General features: G+C 45.8%; 21 protein-coding genes and 1 tRNA gene. 7 read left to right on the plus strand and 15 right to left on the minus strand.

Annotation, left to right across the window (positions count from 1 at the left end; all coding sequences use genetic code 11):
- Positions 1–4 precede the first annotated feature (4 nt).
- The 3 genes from flgG to THERU_RS00435 are packed head-to-tail and all read left to right on the plus strand — an operon-like array spanning position 5 to position 2639.
- On the plus strand, positions 5–793 hold the full coding sequence (gene flgG, locus THERU_RS00430) for a flagellar basal-body rod protein FlgG (RefSeq protein WP_025305312.1): 789 nt from the start codon (positions 5–7) through the stop codon (positions 791–793).
- On the plus strand, positions 793–1179 hold the full coding sequence (locus THERU_RS08655; RefSeq protein WP_245565825.1) for a hypothetical protein: 387 nt from the start codon (positions 793–795) through the stop codon (positions 1177–1179). The genes flgG and THERU_RS08655 overlap by 1 nt, the downstream gene beginning before the upstream one ends.
- Positions 1116–2639, plus strand: coding sequence for a GGDEF domain-containing protein (locus THERU_RS00435; RefSeq protein ID WP_245565826.1), 1524 nt, complete (start codon positions 1116–1118; stop codon positions 2637–2639). The genes THERU_RS08655 and THERU_RS00435 overlap by 64 nt, the downstream gene beginning before the upstream one ends.
- On the opposite strand, the gene THERU_RS00440 is transcribed toward THERU_RS00435, so the two are convergent.
- Together THERU_RS00440 and THERU_RS00445 are read right to left on the minus strand one after the other, a co-directional pair.
- Positions 2623–3327 (minus strand): RsmE family RNA methyltransferase, encoded by a 705-nt coding sequence (locus tag THERU_RS00440; protein WP_025305313.1) that lies wholly within the window; start codon positions 3325–3327, stop codon positions 2623–2625. The genes THERU_RS00435 and THERU_RS00440 overlap by 17 nt on opposite strands.
- A 42-nt stretch (positions 3328–3369) precedes the next feature.
- Positions 3370–3642, minus strand: a complete 273-nt coding sequence (locus tag THERU_RS00445) for an HU family DNA-binding protein (protein WP_025305314.1) — start codon at positions 3640–3642, stop codon at positions 3370–3372.
- An 88-nt stretch (positions 3643–3730) separates the two neighbouring features.
- Here THERU_RS00445 and THERU_RS00450 point away from each other — a divergent pair.
- Positions 3731–3802 (plus strand) — tRNA-Gly (locus THERU_RS00450).
- 20 nt (positions 3803–3822) lie between these two features.
- Positions 3823–4716 carry a radical SAM protein gene (locus THERU_RS00455; RefSeq protein WP_025305315.1) on the plus strand — a complete coding sequence of 298 codons (894 nt, stop codon included), beginning with the start codon at positions 3823–3825 and terminating at the stop codon, positions 4714–4716.
- On the opposite strand, the gene THERU_RS00460 is transcribed toward THERU_RS00455, so the two are convergent.
- Genes THERU_RS00460 through THERU_RS00495 form a run of 8 tightly spaced genes read right to left on the minus strand, consistent with a single transcriptional unit; the run spans position 4671 to position 14400 of the window.
- Positions 4671–6218: a DHA2 family efflux MFS transporter permease subunit gene (locus THERU_RS00460; RefSeq protein WP_025305316.1), complete on the minus strand. Its 1548-nt coding sequence runs from the start codon at positions 6216–6218 to the stop codon at positions 4671–4673. The genes THERU_RS00455 and THERU_RS00460 overlap by 46 nt on opposite strands.
- The gene (locus THERU_RS00465; RefSeq protein ID WP_025305317.1) at positions 6218–7339 is read right to left on the minus strand and encodes an HlyD family efflux transporter periplasmic adaptor subunit; all 1122 of its coding nucleotides are present in this window, start codon (positions 7337–7339) and stop codon (positions 6218–6220) included. The genes THERU_RS00460 and THERU_RS00465 overlap by 1 nt, the downstream gene beginning before the upstream one ends.
- Positions 7336–8604, minus strand: coding sequence for a TolC family protein (locus THERU_RS00470; RefSeq protein ID WP_025305318.1), 1269 nt, complete (start codon positions 8602–8604; stop codon positions 7336–7338). Before THERU_RS00470 ends, THERU_RS00465 begins: the two co-directional genes overlap by 4 nt.
- Positions 8597–9178 carry a TetR/AcrR family transcriptional regulator gene (locus THERU_RS00475; RefSeq protein ID WP_025305319.1) on the minus strand — a complete coding sequence of 194 codons (582 nt, stop codon included), beginning with the start codon at positions 9176–9178 and terminating at the stop codon, positions 8597–8599. The genes THERU_RS00470 and THERU_RS00475 overlap by 8 nt, the downstream gene beginning before the upstream one ends.
- Positions 9175–10407 carry a TolC family protein gene (locus tag THERU_RS00480; RefSeq protein ID WP_025305320.1) on the minus strand — a complete coding sequence of 411 codons (1233 nt, stop codon included), beginning with the start codon at positions 10405–10407 and terminating at the stop codon, positions 9175–9177. The genes THERU_RS00475 and THERU_RS00480 overlap by 4 nt, the downstream gene beginning before the upstream one ends.
- Complete coding sequence (locus tag THERU_RS00485) at positions 10404–11453, minus strand: efflux RND transporter periplasmic adaptor subunit (RefSeq protein ID WP_025305321.1); 1050 nt, start codon at positions 11451–11453, stop codon at positions 10404–10406. The genes THERU_RS00480 and THERU_RS00485 overlap by 4 nt, the downstream gene beginning before the upstream one ends.
- 29 nt (positions 11454–11482) lie before the next feature.
- Positions 11483–12121 (minus strand): HAD family hydrolase, encoded by a 639-nt coding sequence (locus tag THERU_RS00490; protein WP_038531922.1) that lies wholly within the window; start codon positions 12119–12121, stop codon positions 11483–11485.
- Positions 12100–14400 carry a ribonucleoside-diphosphate reductase subunit alpha gene (locus THERU_RS00495; protein ID WP_025305323.1) on the minus strand — a complete coding sequence of 767 codons (2301 nt, stop codon included), beginning with the start codon at positions 14398–14400 and terminating at the stop codon, positions 12100–12102. Before THERU_RS00495 ends, THERU_RS00490 begins: the two co-directional genes overlap by 22 nt.
- Positions 14401–14568: 168 nt before the next feature.
- Between THERU_RS00495 and THERU_RS00500 the strand changes: the two genes are divergently transcribed.
- On the plus strand, positions 14569–16566 hold the full coding sequence (locus tag THERU_RS00500) for an LPS-assembly protein LptD (protein WP_051402167.1): 1998 nt from the start codon (positions 14569–14571) through the stop codon (positions 16564–16566).
- Here THERU_RS00500 and rpe read toward each other — a convergent pair.
- On the minus strand, positions 16544–17212 hold the full coding sequence (gene rpe / locus THERU_RS00505) for a ribulose-phosphate 3-epimerase (RefSeq protein WP_025305325.1): 669 nt from the start codon (positions 17210–17212) through the stop codon (positions 16544–16546). The two genes, THERU_RS00500 and rpe, sit on opposite strands and share 23 nt — an antisense overlap.
- Positions 17209–18510 carry a homoserine dehydrogenase gene (locus THERU_RS00510; RefSeq protein WP_025305326.1) on the minus strand — a complete coding sequence of 434 codons (1302 nt, stop codon included), beginning with the start codon at positions 18508–18510 and terminating at the stop codon, positions 17209–17211. The genes rpe and THERU_RS00510 overlap by 4 nt, the downstream gene beginning before the upstream one ends.
- 29 nt (positions 18511–18539) lie before the next feature.
- Here THERU_RS00510 and THERU_RS00515 point away from each other — a divergent pair, with 29 nt between their 5' ends.
- Positions 18540–19043: an archaemetzincin family Zn-dependent metalloprotease gene (locus THERU_RS00515; protein ID WP_025305327.1), complete on the plus strand. Its 504-nt coding sequence runs from the start codon at positions 18540–18542 to the stop codon at positions 19041–19043.
- Here the strand turns inward: THERU_RS00515 and THERU_RS00520 are convergent.
- Genes THERU_RS00520 through dxs form a run of 3 tightly spaced genes read right to left on the minus strand, consistent with a single transcriptional unit; the run spans position 19040 to position 22888 of the window.
- On the minus strand, positions 19040–20239 hold the full coding sequence (locus THERU_RS00520; protein ID WP_025305328.1) for a methionine adenosyltransferase: 1200 nt from the start codon (positions 20237–20239) through the stop codon (positions 19040–19042). The genes THERU_RS00515 and THERU_RS00520 overlap by 4 nt on opposite strands.
- Before the next feature lie 20 nt (positions 20240–20259).
- The gene (gene ccsA / locus THERU_RS00525) at positions 20260–21015 is read right to left on the minus strand and encodes a cytochrome c biogenesis protein CcsA (RefSeq protein ID WP_025305329.1); all 756 of its coding nucleotides are present in this window, start codon (positions 21013–21015) and stop codon (positions 20260–20262) included.
- Positions 21016–21025: 10 nt separating this feature from the next.
- Entirely contained in the window at positions 21026–22888 is a 1863-nt protein-coding gene (gene dxs, locus THERU_RS00530; protein ID WP_025305330.1) for a 1-deoxy-D-xylulose-5-phosphate synthase, read from the minus strand.
- Positions 22889–22912 lie beyond the last annotated feature (24 nt).

Raw genomic sequence — 22912 nt, forward strand, 5'->3', positions numbered from 1 at the left:
TGCTATGTTTAGAGCCCTTTGGACTTCAGCCTCTGGGATGACCGCCCAGCAAACAAACCTTGATGTAATATCCCACAATATGGCAAACGTTAATACAGTGGGCTTTAAGAAGATGAGGGCTACCTTTCAAGATTTGGTCTATCAAACTATAAGGGAGCCGGGGGCACCTACCTCACCAACCACCAGAAATCCCTCTGGCTTCCAAATAGGCTTGGGAGTCTATGTCTCTGATACCTACGGCATATTCACACAGGGAAACATATTTCAAACGGGAAACCAGTTGGATATAGCTATTCAAGGTGATGGATTCTTCAAGGTGGTCCTTCCAGACGGAACCATTGCATACACTCGCAACGGTCAGTTTCGCCTTGATGCGGAAGGAAGGATAGTAAACCCAGACGGATATCCCCTTGACCCGGAGATTACCATCCCAGCAGATGCCATCAGCGTAAGTATAAGTGCCGATGGGACAGTTTCTGTACTCAGGCAGGGTGCCACTGCAGTGGAGGAGGTAGGAAGGATAGAACTTGCCAAGTTTATTAATCCCGCAGGACTGAGAAGGATCGGGAACAACCTGTTTATCCAAACTGATGCCTCAGGAGAACCAGTTATAGACAACCCGGGCAATCAAGGTCTAGGAACACTCCTTCAGGGATACTTGGAATCCTCCAATGTAAACATAGTGGAGGAGATGGTAAGCCTTATAATCGCCCAAAGGGCCTTTGAATTTAACACAAAAGGTATAATCGCTGCGGACGAGATGCTTGGGCAAGCCGCTAACCTAAGGAGGTAATGGAAAGAAGGCTAACCATTAGGGTCTGGTTGCTGCTGAGCCTGATCTTTTTGCTGGTTATTTCTATACTTGCACTGAGTTATAGGATGTTCGCATTAAGAGAATCAAAAAGCAAAGCCTTGGCCATTGCAGAGTTGGTCAGAGATACCCTGACCTCATACATGGTAATGGGTGTTATGGACAAGAGAAATGAGTTTTTGGACAGGATCAGAGAGATTCCGACGGTGGAAAGCATAAGGGTAATAAGAGGTGAAAGTGTTATTAAACAGTTTGGTCCCGGTAGCTTACTGGAAACCCCACAGGATGACTTAGAAAAAAAGTCTTGGCAGAGGGAAAAGTCGTTGAATTCTTGGAGGAAAGTATTGGAAAGGCTACCTACAAGGTAGTCATACCCTATAAGGCGGTGCCCACAAAGGGCATCAACTGTCTAAACTGCCATCAAGCAAAGGAGGGAGAGGTTCTTGGTGCTATAAGTTTAACCATGGATATAACTCCCGTAAGAAATATGTCGTTAATCTTTCTTCTTGCTTTGGGTTTTATCTTTTTCCTTGGAATGATCAGTGCGGGTATCATCCTAAAAAAATTCTTTCAACCATATGTGAAGCTTATGGAACAAATAAAATATGCAGTACAAAGGGCAAAGAACGGAGACTTCACTTATAGGCTAGCAACCGAGTTGAAGGACGAAGCTAAAGATTTGACAGACAATATGAACAAAACTTTTGAACATCTTGATAGAATGTTGAGGGAGATAGAGGATAAGGTTAGGGCTATGATAGGGTATAGTGTTCTTAAGACGGGGGATATACTGAGCGATACTTCCAAAATGGTGGATGAACTATTGAAAATATACAAATTCAAGAGGGTAGTAGAGAAAGATAAAACAAAGCAGGATGTGTATAAACGCCTTATAGACATATTCAAAGAGTATATGAGCTTGGATAAGTTTTCCTTCTACGAGGTTGACCCAAAGGGAAACCGTATCAAACCTGTATGGGTAGAGGGTATGGAAAGCTGGTGCAATGAAGTTATATATGATAACGCGGACGAATGCAGGGCAAAGAGAACAGGTACGCCCGTGGATTCAAGGGAATTTATTTGTCTTTGTCCAAACTTCATAGACAACGAAGCATGCATCTCTGGTAGCCTAAGGTATTACTGTATTCCGGTTTATGTGGGCGGTAAGGTGGGAAATATCTTTCAGATTGTGTATGAACCAGAGATGGAAGAATTCATAGAGCTCTTGATCCCTTACATTAAAGGCTACTTGGATGAATCTGCACCCGTCTTAGAAGCAAGGATCTACATGGACCTGTTAAAGGAGCACTCAATAATAGACCCCCTTACTGGTTTATACAACAGGAGGTTTTTGGAAGAGACCATAAACACTATTACTGCCCAGATAAAAAGAAGGGGCACAACCCTTGGCATACTGGCTATAGACGTAGATTACTTCAAACAGGTCAATGATGTTTATGGGCACGAGGCGGGGGATAAGGTGCTTGTGGAGGTGGCAAAGACAATAAAGTCTTCAATAAGGGAATCAGATATTGTGGTCAGATACGGAGGGGAGGAATTCTTAGTTCTGCTTATGGATGTTCAACCGGGATACAGCGTTCATGTGGCTGAAAAGATAAGAAAGGCATTGGAAAGCAAAGTTATAGACATAGGAACTGCCCAATTGAAGAAAACAATTTCCATAGGTGTCTCTGAATTTCCAGTGGACAGTGATAAGATCTGGCAGTGTATAAAGTTTGCGGACGTTGCCCTATATAGGGCAAAGGAAGAGGGAAGAAATAGGGTGGTTAGGTTCACTGAGGACATGTGGACTAAGGCGGAGTACTAAGGTTCATAATAAGTCCCACACCTAACAGTGCGGCGGTTTCTGAACGCAGGATGTAAGGATAGAGTTTTATGGGTATGAATCCTCTTTCGCGCAAGAGCTCCGATTCTTGCCTGGTAAACCCTCCCTCCGGACCCACCACCAAGGATACTGTTTTTACTCCATTCAAGTTCAGGTCCTTTAGACTTTTTTCTCCCCCAAAGTTATCTAACAGAAGGTTCAGGTCCGCATCTGCTTTTAATTCCTCAAGCCTTGTGGGAGGTGCAATTTCCAGTGGCTTTGGTCTTTTGCACTGTTTGAAGGCAGAAAGGGCTACCCTCTTCCACCTTTCCATTCTTTTGTTTATGGCTGTGATATTCTGAAAGCTTCTTTTTGATAGGGTCGGCACCAAGCGGTATGCACCCACTTCACTGACCCTTTCCACTATGAAGTCCACAGTCTTTAGCTCCACAGGCACGCACTGATAAAGGGTTATAAAGGGTAAGGGTGTAGCAAGTTCAAGCTCTTTTATTACAATGCAAAAGGCACCTTTTGGGTTAAGTTTTTCAAGAAGACAAAGGTAGAGCTTATCCTCAAAAAAAAGTTCAAGCTCCTGACCTATCTTTATCCTCTTTGCAAATACGTGCTGTAACTCCTCTCCCTCTATAATCAGAGTATTGCCAATCTTCTTAGTGGCTATAAATCTGTCCAATTAAAAAAAGAGAAGGGGAGGATAACCTCCCCAAAAGAAATTTTACTTTACCCCTTCCCTCAGGTCCTTTGCAGGCCTAAAGACAACCACTTTCCTTGCAGGAATGTTGATCACGGCGCCGGTCCTTGGGTTCCTACCCTTTCTGGCAGCCCTTTTACGCACGGTGAAGATTCCAAAACCTGGAATGGCTACCCTTTCTCCCTTTTTGAGGGCATTTGAAACGGCTGCCACTGCAGCTTTGAGGGCTGCATCTGCTTGCTTTTTGGTTAAGCCCGCCCCTTTGGCTATTGCAGTAACGAGCTCTGCCTTGGTCATGTCTGTCCCTCCTTTTAAGGTTTTGATGGATTATAATATACAATATCTTGCAAAAAAATGCAAGTGGTATCAAGCTCTAATAGGGTGAGCGGGCGTGGCTCAGTGGTAGAGCGTCTGCTTCCCAAGCAGAAGGTCGCGGGTTCGATTCCCGTCGCCCGCTCTTGGAATAACTTTTAACCTATGGTTTATCCTTCTTACCTCAATTTAACAGAAGGGCAATGGAAGGAAAGAATAGAAAGGGCTCTGTCCCTTTTGGAAAGCTGTGAGGTATGTCCCCATAGGTGTGGAGTAAATAGACTTAAGGGGGAGCTTGGCTTTTGCAAAACTGGAAAGAACGCCATAGTGGATAGCTACTTTCCTCACAGGGGAGAAGAGAAACCCATAAGGGGCTACAGAGGTTCCGGAACAGTGTTTTTCTCCTACTGCAACATGAGATGTGTTTACTGTCAGAACTATCAGATCAGCCAGTTGGGAGAAGGAAGGGAGGTAAGCCCTGAGGAGCTTGCAGAAATATTTTTGGAGCTTCAGGCGATGGGATGCCACAATTTGAACTTGGTGACTCCTTCCCATGTGGTGCCTCAGATACTTTCTGCCCTCTACCTTGCGGTCAAGAAGGGTTTTAGATTACCCATAGTCTATAACACCTCTTCCTTTGACAGCTTGGAATCTTTGAGACTATTAGAGGGCATAGTGGATATATACCTGGCGGATTTGAAGTATGCGGACAGAGAGATTGCCAGAAGGTATTCAAAGGTTAAAAACTACCCAGAGGTTGCCATGGCTGCCATAAGAGAGATGCACAGGCAGGTGGGAGACCTGATCCTTGACGAGAGAGGAATAGCTGTCAGAGGGCTTCTCGTAAGGCACCTGGTGCTTCCCAATGGTCTCGCAGGAACCGAAAAGGTAGCGGAGTTTTTAGCTTCTCTGTCTAAAAACATGGCTGTGAACGTGATGGATCAGTATTATCCCTCTTACATGGCTTGGAAGTATCCAGAACTTAGCAGGAGAATAACCCAAAGGGAATACCATCAAGCCCTTTCATTCATGGAGGGCTTTAGGCTCTTTCTGGATTGATAAAGAAGGTAGAGTATGGGAATAACTCCCAAGAGAGCCCAGTATCCCGCATTAAAAAAAGTCCTTTCAAAGCTGTCTGAGAGGGCATAGAGGCTTTGAATGGACTGAAGGTAATACTTTGCCTTTTCCTCTGTTAAGCCTCCCCACTCGGTTAAGGTTTCCAAAAAGGACCAAGCCCTTTGGTAGTTTTGAATCTCCACCATTCTATCGTAGCTTTCCGCCATAAACTTTTGAAGGTCGTTGGTAGCCAAGGCAGTGCCAAAGGAACCACCCACAAACCTTATATAGTGCATAAGGCTAACACCCAGAGTGGTTTTAGCGCCCAAATTCTTGAGTGCTAGGTTGGTAATGGGTGCAAAGAAGAAGCCCATGCCTATACCCAAAGGCACTAAAAGAAAAGCAGCCTTAAGGGCAGGTGTGTAGTAGTTAAAGTCCGAAAGTATAAAGAAAACCGAGTATAGGTATAAAGCAGAGGCAATAACCAAGGGTAGAAGGCTGGACTTTTTATCGCTTATGAGCCCTGCTACGGGAGAAAACAAACCTACACTTAGGGCTAAGGGAAGTATGTGCAGTCCCGCCTGAAAGGTGGTAAGACCCTTAAGCTTTTCAAAGTACAAGGGTAGAAGGTAAAAGACCTGATACATGGAAAAGCCAAGCACAAAGCAATAGACCCAAAAGGCTACTACAAACTCTTTTATACGAAAGATGGAGTAATCTATCAGTTTGTTTTTTGATAAAAGCTCGGAAAGGGCGAAGAGAAGAAAGGAGCCTATAGAAAGAAAGGTAAGGTGGCCAATGAGCTCGGAGGAGAACCAACCCAACTGCTGACCCTTTGAGAGAACTATAAGCAGTGAAACGGTAGCCACCGATAGGAAGAAAAAAGAAACAAAGTTCAACCTAAAGGTATGCTTGGGCTTGTAATCGGGCAGGAAAAACACCGCACCCAAAAAGTTGAGAATGCCTATGGGAATGTTTATGTAAAAGACCCACCGCCAGTCTATGTGTTCGGCGATCCATCCCCCAAGGGTAGGACCAAGGGCGGGTGCAAAGCTAACACCCAAGCCATAAATCCCCATCGCCAGCCCCCTCTTTTCTGGTGCGTAAGCAGAAAAGAGCATAGCTTCCGCACTGACAATTATTAGGGACTCTCCAAAGCCTTGAAACACCCTTGCGGTGATCATCCACTCCAAATTCTGGGCGTTGCCCGCAAAAAAGGAGGAGGTGGTAAACAGAAAGAGCCCGGCGATAAATACCTTCTTTAACCCCACCTTGGTTTCCAACCACTCTACCAGCATTATGGCAGTGGCTGCGGCGGTCATGTATGCGGTGATCACCCACTGCACCCCATAGAGGTCTGTGGATAATGGTGCCATCATCTTCGGCACTATAATGTCCACGATGGTGGTGTCTAAAATAGCCATAAAGACCCCCACCATCAAAGAAAAGGTTAAAAATACCCGCTGGGCGGTGCTTAGGCTCTCATGAAGTGGCTTTTCTTCCATCATTGCCTTTTTATCTCCACCCTTCCGCCCATGCCCACCCGGAGGAGTTTTTTGTCCTCGTTTTTTAGCTTGATCTTAACGGGAATCCTCTGAACTACCTTGGTAAATTCCCCCGCAGAAACATCCCTTGGAGCCAAGGCAAAGGTGGCAGCGGAGGCTGGGCTTATTTCCTCCACCTCTCCCTCAAGGACCAAGCCCGGGTAGGCATCAAGCCTAACGTAAGCCTTGCTCCCCTTTTGCACACCCTTTAGTTTTGTTTCTTCTAAAAGCACCTCCACATAAAGGCTGTCCAAGTTCATAACGCTAAAGGCGGGCTGACCGGGTCTTACCAAATCCCCCACGCTTATGAACCTCTTGGCTACTACCCCATCAAAGGGTGCCATAAGCTTTGTGTATTCAAGGTTTCTCTTGGCTAACTCTCTCTGCCTTTCTAAGGCGGAAAGCTCCCCATCCAAAACCTCCAACTGTTTTTGAAGCTCCTGAACCCTTCCTAGGGATGCCCTTGCAGTGCTCACGCCCACCATAGCCCTCCTTTTGGCAGTTTGAACCTCCTCTATGGACTTTTCTAAGGCTTTTTTCCTCTCAAGCATCACTCTGTAGTTGGTGTCTATCTCTTCGTACTTTCTTTGAGGAATGAGCCCTTTATCCAAAAGCTCCTTGAACCTCTCCCTGTCCCTTTTCAAAAGCTCCAACTGGGCTTCAACCTCCCTTTTTTGACTCAGAAGGGTCTCTTCCCTTTTTGCAAGCTCTTCAAAGGCTAAGTAGGAGCTTTCCACACCCAAGCTCAGCTCCTTTGAGACCCTGCTTATCTCAAGTTGCAAGGCAGACCTTTTTGCCCTGAGGGACCTTATCTTTTCCTCCAAGGCTTCCACCTGAAGCTTGTAATCCTCCGGTTCAATTTCCGCCAGCACTTCACCCGCCTTCACAAAGTCTCCCAGATCCTTGTATATCTTTACAACCTTGCCAGAGACCTGAAAGGAAAGGGTTGCCATCTGGTCTGCCTTTACAAAGACCGCATCGCTAACTGCATATTCCATTCTGTGCTTGACCCACCGCACCGCATAGACAACAAAAAGAAGACTTATAAGCACCAAAAGGACTACGCCCAAAGTCTTTCTCATGGCTCTACCCCAAGCCCGGAGACCACTAAAAGCCTATAGTACTGCTTAAGAAACTGATAGTAGGCAATTACACTATCTACCCTCGCCTTGGTTAAGCTGGCTTCCGCTTCCAAAAGCTCCCTCTGGCTTATTATCTGGTTGGCATACTGCTCTTTGGAAAGCTCAAAGAACTTCTCCGCAAAAGCCAGGGCAGATTGGGCAACCTTTAGGTTGTCTTGGGCAACCAACAGCTCCTCGTAAGTCCTCTTTACCTCAAGCTGGACCTTATCCAAGAGGTCTTCATACTCTTTTTGTGCCTTCAGCTCCAAAGCACCAAAGGAGAGCTCCTGATAGTATGGTCTTATACCCTGAAAGCTCAGGACAACGCCACCCACAATACCAAACACACCCTTTGGTTTAATGTTGGGATTTTGGTCTGAGTAGGTATAAACTCCCTCCACAAAGAGCTTTGGGAAAAACTGGCTTTTGGCAATGCCCCTTTGTGCCCTAAAGGCTTCTATGGCTTGCCTTTGGGCCTTGAGAATGTTTCTCTCCTTTGCCCTTTGCAAATAGAACTCCAAAGGTTTCACATCCACCTCTGCCTTTGGCTCTTCCAAGTTTAAAAGTTTTTCCTCGGGTATGCCAGAAAGTCTGGAGAGGTTTGCCAGGGCAACCCTGTAATCCCCCTGTGCCTTTCTTAGGTCTCTTTCCACCTCCGCCAGACGCACCTTTGCCTGCAGAACATCCGTTATGGCAACAAGACCCTTCTGATAGAAAGCTTCCGCAGTCTGAACCTGAAGCAAAACCGCAGACCTCTGTTTCTCTATGGCGGAAACCACACCCTTTGCGGAGAGCACATCCAGGTATGCGGAGATAACATCAAGCTTTAAGCTTTCCACCTTCTCTTTCAGTAAAAATTCCTTGCTTTTTAGGTTTGAACTTGCCAAGGCAACGGAGAAGTTTCTGGCAAACCCATCAAAGACCGTATATCTGAGCCCCGCCTGAAAGGTCTGATAAGATCTTTTGGCACTTTCCACTCGCAACCCGCTGAAGATGGGTATGTTGAAGGTCTGCTTTTCAAAGTTGTAGGTGTAGGTGTATGTAAAAAAGAACTCGGGCAAAAAGAGCTGCTTTTCTGCAGAAAGTGATAGATCGGCAGACCGTAGCTCTTGCCTTAGGGCTGAAAGTTCAGGGTTTTTCTCCAAAGCCCTTTGAATAACTTCAGACAACCCTATTGCCCAAGCTTGATGGATTAGAAAAACCAAAAAAACAAAGATTCTAAGCATTTTTTAGCCCTCTAAAGAGTACCTTCACACCCTCTTGCGCTAAGCTTTTTACCCTCTCCAAATCTGGCTCCTTTTCCCTAAAAACATACTCAAGTATCAACATTCTCAAAAATCCCGCATACAAATTAACTATATTTTCTGCGTTTTTGTAGGTTATCTCTCCCCTTTGAATAGCCCTATCCACCATTTTGGTTAACAGTTCCCTCAAGTGGGCTATTTTGGTGTAATAAAGCTCCCTAAATTCTTCATTGGTTCCCACCAGTTGGAAGAGAAAAATTTGGGCTATATGCCTGTTTTGGTATATATCCTCCAAAAAAACCTTGGCGTATTCAATCAGTGCATCCTCCAAGGGCAAATCCCTCTCCAAAAAACCCTCCAACCTTTTCACAATGTTTAAATGCATCTCCTCTACCAAGCTTTTAAATAACTCCTCTTTGCTTTTGAAGTAAAAGTAAAAGGTGCCCTTGGAGAACCCTGCGCTTTCCACAATGTCCTCCACACTGGTGGCGTAATAACCCTTTTGAGAAAAGAGTATCTTTGCAGATTCAAGTAGCCTTTCCCTTGCAGAACTCATTGTATAAGCCTTTCCAAGCTTGCCAAGGAGGAGTTATATTGATAAAGAAGAAGATAATAATTTGCCAAGAGGTTGTTGTAGTTTGCCCTTGCCTCCAAGACCTCCAACTGACTGCCTACTCCCAGTCTGTATCTCTCGGTGGATAACCTCAAGCTCTCCTTGGCGAACTCTAAAGAACTCTGCACTGCCCTTATTTGAGCCTTGAGGGAATTTATGGAAAGTAGTGTGCTCCTTAACCTTGCCTTAAGGTCGTACTCTAACTGCAATAGGTTTTCTCTCTGTTTGAGAAGGTCCAACTCCGCCTCCGATATTTCCGCTTTCCTTGAAAAGCCATCAAAGATCAGGTAATTGATGCTCACTCCAAAGGAGTAGCCCTTTAGCCAATCGGTATCTCCAACGGGCGACCTTTTGCCCGTGAACAGCTGATAATTAGCAAAGCCATTTACTATGGGAAAGTTTTGTGCCCTTTTTAATTCCACCGTACCCCGTGCCGACTCTACCAACTTTTTAGCAACTCTGAGGGTGGAGTTTTTCTCTTTCAAAGCTTGTAAAAGCTCTTCCTCCTTGAGACTAAACTCCTTCATCTCCAATGCACCTTCCGGTTCCACGTCTCCCTCAAGCTTTAAAAGGGCTTTGAAGTTCTCCAAAGCCCTCAGGTAATCCGCCCTTGCCTGCTCAAGCTGGGACCTTGCCTGCTCAAGCTGGGACTGTGCCCTCAAGAGCTCCACCTTGGGCACAACCCCCGCAGAAAACTTGGCAGATACCCTTTTGTAGTTCTCCTCCCAGTAATCAAGGTTCTCCTCTTGAAGCTTTATAATTGCCTTTCTGTATAAGAGTCCATAGAATAGGTCCTTAACTTGACTTTCCAATGTTCTTTGCATGTCCTCTTTGATAAGGTTCTGAAGTTCCCTTTGGATGTTTGCCAGCTTTATAAGTTCAAAGACCTGTTTGTTAAAGATGGTCTGGTTTAGTTGGAGGACTGCGCTGTGCCTGTTATTGGGTATAGTTCCCAAGGCTAAGTCCTGCCCAAGGTAGGTGTAGTTGTATGAGATGCTTACCTGTGGTAGAATGCCAGCCCTTGCCCTCTTGATCTCTTCCTCTGCCTTTTTTATGTCCAGTTCTGAGAGCCTTATCTGGTTTGCCCTCTCTTTGGCAATCTCAAGGGCTTGCTCTAAGGTAATAGCCCCAGCAAAACCCAAAACCAAAAGCAAAAGTACTATTACCCTCACCGCTTTATCTCCACCGCAACGCCTTCCCTGAGCAAGAAGGCGTTATCTAAGGCTATTTGATCACCATCCTTAAGGTCTGCCTTGATGTATGCCTTTCCATCTCCCTGCTTTAGGACCTGTACCTCCACTGGCATAACCTTTTGTCCCTCCACCTTCCACACGATCTTTTTGGTTCCCCTCAGAACAACAGCCCTCTCGGGAACTACAAAGGTAGAAACCTTTTGGGTGGGCAGTTTAACTAAAGCATACATGCCCGGCTTTATCAGATTCTCTCTGTTATCCACCAGTGCCTTTAGGGTCAAAAGCCTGCTTTGGTCTGCGGTGGGAGACACAAAGACTACCTTTCCTTTTAATGTTCCCACACCCTCCACCTCCAAATCCACCATTTTACCCACCTTGCCAAAGGCTATCAGCTCCTGGGGAATCTGAAAGACCACTCTCAGAGGGTTCAAGGATACAAGCCTGAAGGTTTGAGACTGGGGAGTTAGATAGTCTCCCACACTTACAAAACGTTGGGCAATGTAGCCAGAAAAGGGTGCCCTAAGGACAGTCTTCGAAACCATAAGCTGGGCGTTGGCTATCTGGGAACTTATGGATTTTAAAAGCTCCTCTTGTGCCTTGAGCTGTGCCAAGGCGTTGTCATACTCCTCCTTTGCAATCAACTCCTTCTCAAAGAGCATCCTTCTTCTCTCAACTATAGCCCTCTGGTTTTCGTAATTGACCTTTGCCTGAGAGAGCTGTGCCTGAAGCTGTCTGAGGGTGTTTTCGTACTCGGATGGGTCTATCTTCAAAAGGGGCTGTCCTTTCCTTACAAAGGCACCCTCTTCCACATAAAGCTGGGCAACCCTCCCGCTTACCTCTGGCTTAAGAATTACATCCTGAGGAGACTCAAAGTAGCCCTTTGTGGTGTAATACTCCTCCACCTCCTGGCTTGAGACTGTGTAGGTGGTTATGACCACAGGTTTTTGTGTTCTTTGCTCTTGGGGTTTTTGTTCCTTTTTCCCGCAGGCAAACAAAAAAACCAAGCTTAAAAGAAGTATCCACATGTTGGGCAAAATTATAACATACCGACCAGTCAGTCAATTAGGTGTAAAAGGTCTTTGGGATGGTCCAAATGATAGTCCGGTGGGCTCTGAGGAGCTTTGTATCCCCAACGGGCATGGGCAGTTAGCATACCAGCCCTCCTTCCTGCCAGAATATCGTTTTCTGAGTCTCCCACCATCAGGCCAAGTTCAGGAGAAACCTCCAAACGTTTGGCTATTTCCAACAGAGGCAAAGGGGAAGGCTTTTTCTCCGGTAATAGGTCCGCACCCAGCACCTCGTCAAAGTAGTGGAACATCTTCAGCCTTTTTAGCACCTCCAAAGTTATGGCGTGGGGCTTGTTGGTAGCAACAGCTAAAAGTATTCCCCTTTCCTTCAAGCCCTCCAAGGTCTCCATCACTCCTTCGTAGGGCTTGGTGTGTATTACGGGCTCTGAGATGTAGTAGTGTAAAAACCTCTCCAGGGCCTCTTCTAACTCTTGTCCCTGAAAGAAGTTTGCCAAAAGGCTTCGAGCACCGTCTCCTATGTTCTTTTTAACCTCATCGGCGGGCACATCCTTGCTCTTGAGCTCTCTATAAACACGACCCACATGGAGGGCTATGTCCTCCGCAGAGTCAATGAGCGTACCATCAAGGTCAAAGATCAACAACCTTATGTTGCACAGCTTTCGCATTCCTCTATGTCCGTCATAGACTTACTCCTACAATAATACACAGTCTTTAGCCCAAGTTCCCAAGCCAAGGTGTAAAGCTTAGAGAGGGTAGGACCGTCTATCCTTTCAGGGTCAATAAACAAGTTCAAGCTTTGGGCTTGGTCTATCCACTTCTGACGCTCTGCCGCCGCACGGATGATCCACTCCTGGTCTATGTTGTAGGCGGATTTGTAGTACCAAAAGTATTTGTCCACCTCGGGCGGAACTTGAGGCAAAATGCCCGACATGTTTTCCTCTTTGTAGAACTTAGCAAAGATCGGGTCTATGGAAGGAGTAGCGGATACTATCAAAGAAGTAGAACCAGTGGGCATAAGGGCTAAGAGGTATGCATTCCTCATTCCATTCCTTTTAACCTCCTCTGCCAGCCCTATCCAATCAAAGTTGTTTCCGTTTTCCTGAGAAAGCCTTTGGTTTTCTTCTGGCGTCCTTCCAAAGAATATGCCCTTGCTCCAGTCTGAGCTGTCAAAAAGCGGATATTTGCCCCTTTCTTTGGCAAGCTCCATGGAACCCTTTATGGCGTAGTATGCTATCCTTTCAAAGAGGCTGCTGGCAAACCTAAGGTGCTCTTCTGACTCCCAAGGAATTCCGTTTTTCACAAGGCAGTAATGGTAGTTGCTAACACCGATGCCTATTGCCCTGTAGCGTTTGTTGGTGTACTCCGCCTCCTTTATGGCATAAAAGTTCATCTCTATCACATTGTCCAGCATCCGCACGAGGATGGGAACAACCCTTTCCAAGTCCTCTTTTGTCCAAACTTTACCAAGGTTTATAGAACCCAGATTGCACACCACTACATCTCCAGACTTTTTCACATGGGTTATAGTGCCGTCCTCTGATAGTGTTTCTGAGATATGGGTGGATGCACTTTGATTTTGCACTATCTCGTGGCAAAGATTTGAGGAATAGACCATACCGCAGTGTTTGTTAGGGTTTAACCTGTTGGCGGTGTCCCTGAAGAAGATGTAGGGCTCTCCCGTTTCAAAAATCACAGTAAGCAGTCTCTTCCACAGCTCAAAGGCAGAAATCTCCTTCTTTGCGTAGTCTGGAAGTTCCTTTTCCAGCTTTAGGTAAAGTTCCTCAAACTCCTCTCCGTAAAAGTCTTCCAAGTTTTTGCCGTCTCGGACGTTCTTGCACCAGTAAGGGTCAAAAAGCGTCCATTTGCCGTTTTCTTTTAGCCTTTTCATGAAAAGGTCTGGTATGGAAATGGCAGGATGTATATCGTGGGCTTTCTTTCTCTCATCGCCCACGTTGGTTTTGACTTCCAAAAAGTCCAAAACATCCTTGTGCCATATATCCAACGTAATTGACGCACTTCCCTTCCTCATCCCAAGCTGATCCACATACACCATCACGTCGTTGATAATCTTCACTACAGGCAGAACTCCACTGCTTGCACCCTTGAACTTTCTTATGGGAGCACCCGTCGCCCTTATCTTTCCAAGGTATATGCCAAGCCCACCCGCAAACTTGGAGATCATCCCAGCCTTTTTCACGTTGTCAAAGATGTCATAAAGGTCGTCATCTACCGTCAAAACAAAGCAGGAAGATAGCTGAGTGTAAGGCCGTCTTGCGTTCATCAATGTGGGCGTAGCCAAAGATATGAGGTGCTCGGACATAAGGTCATAGAAGGTCTTTGCCCACATTAGCCTCTCTTCTTTCTTTTCTGGGATCGCCAAGGTCATGGCAATGAGCATATACATCTCCTGCGGAAGTTCAATCACCCTTCCCTCTTCGTCCCTGACCAAGTACCTGTCATAGAGCACCTTTATGCCCGTGTAGGTAAAGAGAAGGTCTCTGTCTGGTTTTATGTAGTGGGCAAGCTGGTCAATCTCCTCCTTTGTGTAGTTTTCAAGCAAATACTCTCCGTATATACCTCTTTCAGTGCACTCTTTTATGAGTTCATAAAAGCTTTCAGGGTTGTAGGGTTTGTATTTGCCGTTGATTTTGTCCTTGACCTTATAGCCTCTGAGATGTCCCACATCCTTGTAAAGGTCGTAAAGCAAAAGCCTTGCGGCAACGTAAGTCCAATCAGGGTTTTCTGCGGAAACCTTCTCCGCAGCTGTTCTGATAAGCAGTTGCTGAATTTCCTTGGTGGTGATGCCGTCTCTAAACTGTATCTGTGCGTCCATCTCAAGCTCAAGAGGGTCCACCCTTAGACCTTTGCAGGCAAAGTCTATCACAATTCTTATCTTCCCAATATCAAGATCTTCCAATACACCCGCCCGCTTGACCACCTTCATGGAAAACCTCCTCTGGTTTATTTATTCTTTAGGGTTGATTTCTAAGTTTAACCCCCTTCTTAAAAGGGCAAAGGAGTTTTTGAAGGGCTTAATAAAAAGGGAAGGAGGAGACCTCCTATAAATTTCTATACCTCCGTGCTTTTTCGTAAAAAGCTTCAAAAGCCTGATATGTATAATTTTAGAGTGCTTTTTGTTCTGTTTCTGCTGTGCTTTGGTTTGACCTTTGGTGTAGAAGTTTTTTCTAAGTACATGGAGCGTGAGCCCGATGGCACGCTCGTTGCAAGGGAGGAGGTGGAGGTCTATTATGAGAACTACTACATAAGGGCAGACGAGGTAAGATACAATCCCCAGACCAAAGAGGTTATTGCAGAGGGAAATGTGTATGTTAGGTCTACCGATGGAAAGCTTGAAGTAAAAAAAGGCTCTTACGCATACATAGACCTTAACAAAAAGGTGGGCTACTTTTTGAACGCAGAGGGTAGGTTCCAAAGGTTCTACTTTAAGGCCGAAAAAGCAGAAATGGAAGGAGATACATACACGGTTGAAAACGGAGAGATAACTACATGTCCTCCAGATAGAAAGGAAATGGTTCTTTGTTTTTCCAAGGCACGCATAGACCAAAAATATGTAATCTCCGAAAACAACTCCCTAAGGCTCTTTAGGGTCCCCTTTGCCTACCTTCCCATCTTTGCCTATCCTGTGGGTGAGAGAAGGTCTGGACTTTTGCCTCCAACGGTAGGGTCAAACACCTACAACACTTTCATCTACCAACAGCCTATATACTGGGCTATTTCCAAGGATAAAGACGCCACCTTAACCATAGACCTAAGGGACAAGCAAGCTAAAGGCTTTTCCATAGAATACAGGCAGGCATTTTTCAAAGAGGACGACCTGCAGTTTAAAGTTTCTTACTACAAAGAACCCATACCCCCTGGCAAGTGGTGGGAAGGTAGGGACCCTACCACCTTTAGAGAAAACAGATACAGAGTTCAACTGAGTTTAGACCTCGGGAATTTCAAGGCGGGCTTGGACACCATCTCCGACCCTTACCTTTTGGAAGACACTTACCTCAGGGCAAGGGAGAGAACAGTTCCATACCTTACCTCCTATGTGATCTACAAAAAGGATTTTGAAAGATTCCTGATAACCTTTGAAGCCAAACACTTTTATGACACCACCTCACTCAACAACGAAAGAACGCTACAAAAACTACCAGAAATTGCCCTCTATTGGAAGTCTCAACAGCTTTGGGGACCCATATTTTTTAGCCTTTTTTCCTCTTACACCAACTTTTACAGAGAGGAAGGGTTAAGAGGTCAAAGGCTCACACTCTTTCCGGAGCTTTCGATCCCCAAAAATCTTTTTGGCAGAGTTTTTTACTCTAACCTTGTCTTTGAAAACCTTTACTACTTTGGCTTGAACCAACAGGGCTACAAACAAACCGTATCCAGCCTCTATTTTTCAGAGAGCGTGCCCTTTATCTTTGACCTGCAAGCGGGAAACTTTAAGTTCAAGAACTTTTTAAAGGTAGGTTACAGCTTCAGAGAAAAGGACTTTAACAATCCAAGGTTTGACAACAGAGACCAACTTAACAGAACAAGCCAGATTGATGCCCTATGGACAGGCAGTATGGGCTACAAAGACAAGGAGTTTTTAAACCTATACGTTAGCTCCGCCTACAATTACCTTGGAAAATATACCTACGGAGGCATAACCGCAGACAGAAGACTTCTACCCATAAGAACCATCGTCTCGTTGAAGCCTTTTGAAGGCGTGAGCTTAACCACAGATAGCCTATACGACACAGAAGGAGGTTTCCCCCTGAGAACAAGCAACAGCCTTAACCTGAGCTACAAAAATAATAGCTTGACCTTAAGCTATCAGACTGCAAGAAACCTGCTAAATCAAAGAACCACCGACCAAACAAGTTTGAGCTTTAGTACCTCCTACGGTACAGCGGTCTTTGGTCTTCTTTTAACGAGGGATAACAGAATAGGCAAAGACCTTGTGCGACAGGCAAGCCTTGATTATAGAGGTGCCTGTTGGAGCCTGGGACTGCTGGCAAGGGACAACTACAGTGGCACAAGAGGTAAACACATAAAGGAGTTGTATTTGACCTTTAACATCTTTGATCTGCAAAGGTTTACAGTGCCTCTGAAGAGATAAGAAGATTTTTCAATTTTCTCGTTTGGGCTTGAACATCCTGATGGGCAAAGATGCCCGAGCCCACCACCAAAATGTCCGCACCAGCCCTTGCCACCTCTAAAATGTTCTCTTCTTTTATGCCTCCGTCCACTTCAATGAGCACTTTGGGATTGATGGCGTTCACCATCTCCTTTAGTCTTCTTAACCTCTCCAAAGACCTTGGAATGAACTTTTGCCCCCCAAAGCCCGGATTTACCGACATCAAAAGCACAAAATCCACGTAGTGGAGCACCTCCTCTAAAAGGGAAAGAGGAGTTCCGGGGTTTATCACTACTCCCGCCTTTGCGCCAAGACTCTTTATAAGCTCTATGGAACGATGGATATGATAGTTATTCTCTATGTGTATGCTGACCATGTCCGCCCCAGCCTTTATAAACTCGGGAATGTACTTATCCACGTTCTCTATCATCAGATGGGCATCCAAGGGAATATTGCAGTGTTTTTTTATGCTCTCAAGAACTACAGGTCCGAAGGTTATGTTAGGCACAAAGTGCCCGTCCATTACATCAAAGTGCAGAAGGTCCGCACCACCTTTGATAACTGCCTCTATCTGCTCGCCAAGCCTGTAAAAGTCCGCAGACAGTATTGAGGGTGCCAAAAGCTTCAATAGGCTTCCTCCTCAACTCTTATGATAACAGGCTTTCCTTCCACCACGGGTAGCTGTTGGATTTCCCTTATAGCCCTTTGCATGTCCATCTCATAGGCTTTGTGGGTAAGGATCACCAGTGGCACTATAGGTTGCCCCTCTCTGCCCGCCATTTTGCAGACCTTTTCCTTTTGCAAAACGGAGGCTATGCTAATTTGATATTCTGCCAGGACATTTGCAATCTTTGCCAACACTCCCGGCCTATCGGGCACATCAAACCTCAGATAATACCTGCTGTAAAAGTTTTTGTTTATTCTAAACCCTTCTTTGCTTTCCCAAAGCCAACTTTGACTTTTGCAGGAGCCTATACTTTTGGCAATATCCACTATGTCCGACACCACCGCAGAGGCGGTAGGTTTTGAGCCCGCACCCCTCCCGTAAAACATGGTTTTTCCCACAAAATCCCCTTCCACCAAAACTGCATTGTATACATCGGAGACCTTAGCCAGTGGGTTATCGGAGGGAATAAAGGTGGGATGCACCCTCAGTTCAACCTCCGAATCCATCCTTTTGGCTATGGCTAAGAGCTTCAAAGTGTAGCCCAAGTCTTTTCCCAGCTCCACATCCAAGAGGTCTATGTTCCTTATGCCTTCTACATAGACCTCTTCAAAGGGAAAGAGTTTTCCAAAGCCAACGAAGGCTAAAAGGGTTATCTTATGGGCAGAATCCCATCCGTCTATGTCCAAAGAAGGGTCCGCCTCCGCGTATCCGAGCTCCTGAGCCCTCTTAAGGGCAGTGTCAAAGCTAACATCCTGCTCTAACATTTGGGTAAGTATGTAATTGGTGGTGCCGTTAAGGATGCCGTAGATATTCTGCACCCTGTTTCCCACAAGCCCTTCTCTCAGTGCTTTTATTATGGGTATTCCACCGCCCACCGACGCCTCAAAGCCCACCATAAGCCCTTTTTCCTTGGCTTTTTTGAATATCTCTTCTCCATCCTCCGCCAGCAGGTGTTTGTTGGCAGTGACTACGTGCTTTCCCCTCTCAAGGGCTTCCAAGAGGAGCCTTTTGGCAAAGTCTTTACCCCCAACCAGCTCCACCACTATGTCCGAGCTTTCTATAACTTCTCTGTAATCGGTGGTCCTTAGGGTGGAGGGCACCTCGTACTCCCGAGGTCTGCTCCAGTCTTTGTCCGCAACCTTGCTTATGGAAAGCTTGATGCCCGTTTTTTCCTCAATGACCTTTGCGTTTTCCAAAAGCAGGGCAACGGTGCCAGTCCCAACTACCCCGCATCCAACTATGCCTACCTTGACTTCCACAGGGCTATTTATTTTAAACTAGAAACCCAATGTTTATCTATCTTATTGCGGTGGGTTCTGTGGAAAAGAGACTTTTGCTTGCCTGTGCGAAAAATGTAAAGGAGGTTTTTGGCTTTGAAGTTCGGATTTCGGATGTCCCCGTCTATTACAAGAGCGCCTACAATCCACACAGAGGACAGTTCTCCGCCAGCAAACTTTTAGAACGCATAAAGGCAGTGCATTTACCCAACATGCTAAAGGTGGTGGGTATAACTGATGTAGACCTTTACGAGGAAGGCTTGAACTTTGTATTTGGAGTGGGAGAACTAAATGGCAGGTGCGCCCTTGTTAGCATCTACAGGCTAAAAACTCCCGATGAAAGATTGCTTTTTGAAAGGACTTTTAAAGAACTCAACCACGAGCTTGGGCACACCTTTGGACTTTTGCACTGCAATAGCCCCCGATGTGTTATGAACTTTTCAAACTCCGTCCTTGAGGTAGACCAAAAGGGCAGGTTTTTCTGCGAGGAATGTCAGAAGAAGCTAAAGCTTTAGGCTACAGAGTATCTACGCTCCAAAAAGCCCTTCCAGACATCTGGCATACGTTCCAACTCTTCCTCCGCTATTTTACGTGCGAGCTCTTGGATGGCGCTTAGGTTCTTTTTAGTCCTTATCTTCACATCCAAGACCTGTGGTTCGTTGATAGGCTTACCTATCTGGGAAACGATGTAGCAGTACGCTTCCTCAACCTCTTCGATCTCTTCCACCACTCTTTCGCTGATCTTCTTGGCTACCGTATTGTAGATCTTACCTATGTGGGATATTGGGTTTTTGCCTGCCGCCGCTTCCAAGCTCATGGGTCTGTAGGGAGTAATAAGACCATTAACCCGGTTGCCTCTTCCTACCTGTCCATCGTCCCCCTGCTCTGCCGAGGTGCCCGTGACGGTTATATAAACGCTACCCTTTGTGTCTGCGGTGTTTATGAAGAGTTCCACTTCCCTTCCCAAAAGCTCCTGTATGTAGTTTTTGGTTTTCCTTAAAATTTCCTCCTTTTTAGCAAAGTATTCGTCTTCGTTCTTTATGTATTTGCTCACAAAGGCAAGGGCAACGGTTAGCCTTATTTTCTCTCCGAACCTCACCCCCATAACCTTTATATCCTCCCCTATTTCTGGGTGCTCCTCCTTGATTTCTGAAGAGTTTAAAAACCGCTCTGTTTGATAAACCGCCCTCTCCAAGTCATCGAAGGGTGCAAAGCCTACCCCAAAGGAGGTGTCGTTTGCCAAAGGAACCTCTCCCTTCTTTTGAAATCTTTCAAAAAGTTCCACCAAGTCCTTGCTACCAGGTTTTAACTTTGCGTACACCTTTATATGTTTTTTAGGATCCAAGTTCCTTAAATTTTCAGAAATCCACTTTTCAACTACATTTTGAACAAATTCCTGCACGTTTTCAAGTTCCTTACCATCCTTTTCCAAAATAGCCCTTCCAACCAAGTAAATTTCTATGGGTTCTATTACTTCTCCTCCACCAAAGACGGGCTCTGCCCTACCACCCACCAAGAGGGCTTTATCCACGTTGTGGTGCATAATTGCCCCGAAGTTTTCCTGATACCACTTGCATAGGGCAACGGAGAGCTCCTCCGCCAAGTAATCACATATAGTATCTGGGTGTCCAGTCCCCTTTCTTTCTACAATCTCCACCTGCTGAGCATAAACAGGCTCAAAGGTTATTGGAGTGATCACTATGTTTTTCATGCTATCCTATTATATCATCGTTAAAAGTTGTGCCTTACAAAGAATAGATTGATCAAAGAAAAAATCGCGCCAAGGATAACTCCCTCGGAGAACCTTCTGGGTTTGAGTTTTTTCAAAAGGTTTAGATGAGAAAGCAACGCATAATACAACCAGAGCAATAGGGTGGTTATGAGCTTTGGGTCATCTATCCAATGCTTTCCGAATTGGGTGCGTGCCCATAAGCTTCCAAAAATAAGGGTAAAGGTAAATCCCAAAAAGGCTAAGTTTATAGAGAGCCTTTCTGCCCTTCTTAAACTATCCAAAGGTACATAAGCCTGAAAAAAGACATGTTTTTTTAGGCGCCTCTCCAAGATAAGCCTGAGGAAGGCGGAAAGTCCCCCCATTAGGGCAAAAAGATAGCTAAGGGATGCAAAAAGAAGATGAAGACCATAAAGGGTACTTTTGTAAGGAGAGGGTGAAGAGGGCAAGGCAAAGAGTGTAGCCAAAAATCCCACAAAAGCCACCAAGTGGGCAAAGCCCAGGAGGTTTCTGTACTTATACGTCAAAAAAAGAAAGGTAGGAACAAAAAGATTTCCAAGGAAGGATATAAAACCGTAAGGGTCCCCCAAGGGAAAGGTTTTTTCTCTAAGGTAGCTGTAGAAAAGGCTAAAGAAATACAAGCCAAAGGCAGGTAGCATCAGCAACACAGACAAAAGACCACAGAGAGGTCTTTTAAAAAGGGCACACACACCCAAAAGAGTGGCAACAAAGTAGAGGGAGAGGGAACCAAAGAGCATAAGTATAAGTTTAAAGCACTCTTCTTAGGGCTTTCCTTACGCTTCTTGCTATGCCCTCTGCGTCTATGCCCACCAAGTTTCTCAAAAGGTTTTGATTGCCATGCTCTATGAATCTATCTGGAATACCCAAAGTGATCACCCTCTTGAGAATACCTCTATTAGAGAGAAACTCAAGCACTCCGGAGCCAAAGCCACCCACCACCGTGTTGTCTTCCACTGTTATAAAAAGGTCATACCTACTGCAGAGGTCCAGCAGCATTTGCTCGTCCATAGGCTTTACAAAGCGGGCATTGACAACTCCAAGCCTTATGCCTTCCTTTTTGAGCTCCTCCGCCGCCTTTAGGGCTTGATAGACCGGATAGCCCACCGCCAGTATAACACCGTCCTCCCCTTCCAAAAGTTCCTCCCAGCTTCCTACGGGTATTAGCTTTGGATCACCGGTGGGCACGCCGTAGGCTGGTCCCCTTGGATACCTGAGGGCAAAGGGAAGGTTCTGATTTAAACCGGTGTACAAAAGGTCTATGAGCTCCTGTTCATCCTTTGGAGCGCAGACAATCATGTTTGGTATGCATCTCAGGTAAGAAAGGTCAAAGACGCCGTGATGGGTTGGACCATCCTCGCCCACCAAACCAGCCCTATCTATGGCAAAGACCACGTGCAATTTCTGCAAAGCTATGTCGTGTATAACCTGGTCATACGCCCTTTGCAAAAAGGTGGAATAGTAGCATGCTACGGGCTTTAGACCCTCCGCTGCTAAGCCACCCGCAAAGGTGCACGCGTGCTGTTCCGCGATGCCCACATCAAAGAACCTGTTGGGAAACTTCTCCGCAAACTCCACAAGCCCAGAGCCCTCCTTCATGGCTGGAGTTATCACCACCACCTTTTCGTCCATCTCCGCCATCTTCACGATTGCCTTTCCGAAAACGGAAGTCCAGGTGGGAGGAGAAGGCTTCTTTATAAACTCGCCCGATTCTCTCTTGTAGGGTGCCACTCCGTGCCATGTAACCGGGTCCTTCTCTGCAGGCTTGTAGCCTTTGCCCTTCTTGGTGTATACATGCAAAAGAACAGGTCCCTCAATTTCCTTCACATTCTTTAAAGTGCTTTCCAGTGCGGGCAGATCATGTCCGTTTATGGGTCCTATGTAGTTAAAGCCCAGCTCCTCAAATATTACACCCGGTGAGATCAGACCTTTTAAAAACTCCTCCGTTAGCTTCATAAACCTCTCCGCGGGACCTCCCAGATGTTGAACCAAACGCTTTATCTTTTGGCGTGTCTCTTGAACAAAACGCCCGCTTATGATCTTGCTAAGGTAAGTGGATATTGCCCCCACGTTGGGAGATATGGACATTTCGTTGTCGTTGAGGATGACTATAAACTTATTTGGTCTGAGATGCCCCGCATTGTTGAGGGCTTCAAAAGCCATACCCGCAGTCATTGCACCGTCGCCTATGACCATAACCACATAGCCATCCCTCTTTAAAAGGTCCTTGGCAACCCTAAAACCCAAACCCGCAGAGATGGATGTGGAACTATGCCCCGCACCAAAGGCATCGTATGGGCTCTCTTCCCTTCTCAAAAAGCCAGAGATGCCTCCATACTGTCTGAGAGTAGGGAATTTATCTTTGCGGTCCGTTAGGATCTTCCAAGGGTAAGCCTGATGCCCTATATCCCAAACTATAATATCCTTTGGAGGGTCAAAAACTCTCAGCAGGGCTATTGTTAGCTCCACCACACCGAGCCCCGGTGCCACATGCCCTCCGTTTTTTGCGGTAACATCAAGGATGTAGTCCCTTACTTCCTCGGCGAGCTTTTCAAGCTCCTCGTAGGTCATATACTTAAGGTCTATGGGTCCAGTGTATTTTTCCAAAATCATAAAGATTAAATATAGTTTCTTTTG

The organism is Thermocrinis ruber, assembly GCF_000512735.1.
GTDB lineage: Bacteria > Aquificota > Aquificia > Aquificales > Aquificaceae > Thermocrinis > Thermocrinis ruber.

Bases quoted from the DNA above. Each gene is read 5' to 3' on its own strand.
- THERU_RS00470 (WP_025305318.1), bottom strand. From the start codon at position 8,604: ATGCTTAGAATCTTTGTTTTTTTGGTTTTTCTAATCCATCAAGCTTGG.
- THERU_RS00495 (WP_025305323.1), bottom strand. From the start codon at position 14,400: ATGAAGGTGGTCAAGCGGGCGGGTGTATTGGAAGATCTTGATATTGGG.
- THERU_RS00520 (WP_025305328.1), bottom strand. From the start codon at position 20,239: ATGAAAAACATAGTGATCACTCCAATAACCTTTGAGCCTGTTTATGCT.
- THERU_RS00485 (WP_025305321.1), bottom strand. From the start codon at position 11,453: ATGTGGATACTTCTTTTAAGCTTGGTTTTTTTGTTTGCCTGCGGGAAA.
- THERU_RS00455 (WP_025305315.1), top strand. From the start codon at position 3,823: ATGGTTTATCCTTCTTACCTCAATTTAACAGAAGGGCAATGGAAGGAA.
- ccsA (WP_025305329.1), bottom strand. From the start codon at position 21,015: ATGCTCTTTGGTTCCCTCTCCCTCTACTTTGTTGCCACTCTTTTGGGT.
- THERU_RS00475 (WP_025305319.1), bottom strand. From the start codon at position 9,178: ATGAGTTCTGCAAGGGAAAGGCTACTTGAATCTGCAAAGATACTCTTT.
- flgG (WP_025305312.1), top strand. From the start codon at position 5: ATGTTTAGAGCCCTTTGGACTTCAGCCTCTGGGATGACCGCCCAGCAA.
- THERU_RS00465 (WP_025305317.1), bottom strand. From the start codon at position 7,339: ATGAGAAAGACTTTGGGCGTAGTCCTTTTGGTGCTTATAAGTCTTCTT.
- THERU_RS00500 (WP_051402167.1), top strand. From the start codon at position 14,569: ATGTATAATTTTAGAGTGCTTTTTGTTCTGTTTCTGCTGTGCTTTGGT.
- THERU_RS00490 (WP_038531922.1), bottom strand. From the start codon at position 12,121: ATGCGAAAGCTGTGCAACATAAGGTTGTTGATCTTTGACCTTGATGGT.
- THERU_RS00515 (WP_025305327.1), top strand. From the start codon at position 18,540: ATGTTTATCTATCTTATTGCGGTGGGTTCTGTGGAAAAGAGACTTTTG.
- THERU_RS00445 (WP_025305314.1), bottom strand. From the start codon at position 3,642: ATGACCAAGGCAGAGCTCGTTACTGCAATAGCCAAAGGGGCGGGCTTA.
- THERU_RS00460 (WP_025305316.1), bottom strand. From the start codon at position 6,218: ATGGAAGAAAAGCCACTTCATGAGAGCCTAAGCACCGCCCAGCGGGTA.
- dxs (WP_025305330.1), bottom strand. From the start codon at position 22,888: ATGATTTTGGAAAAATACACTGGACCCATAGACCTTAAGTATATGACC.
- THERU_RS08655 (WP_245565825.1), top strand. From the start codon at position 793: ATGGAAAGAAGGCTAACCATTAGGGTCTGGTTGCTGCTGAGCCTGATC.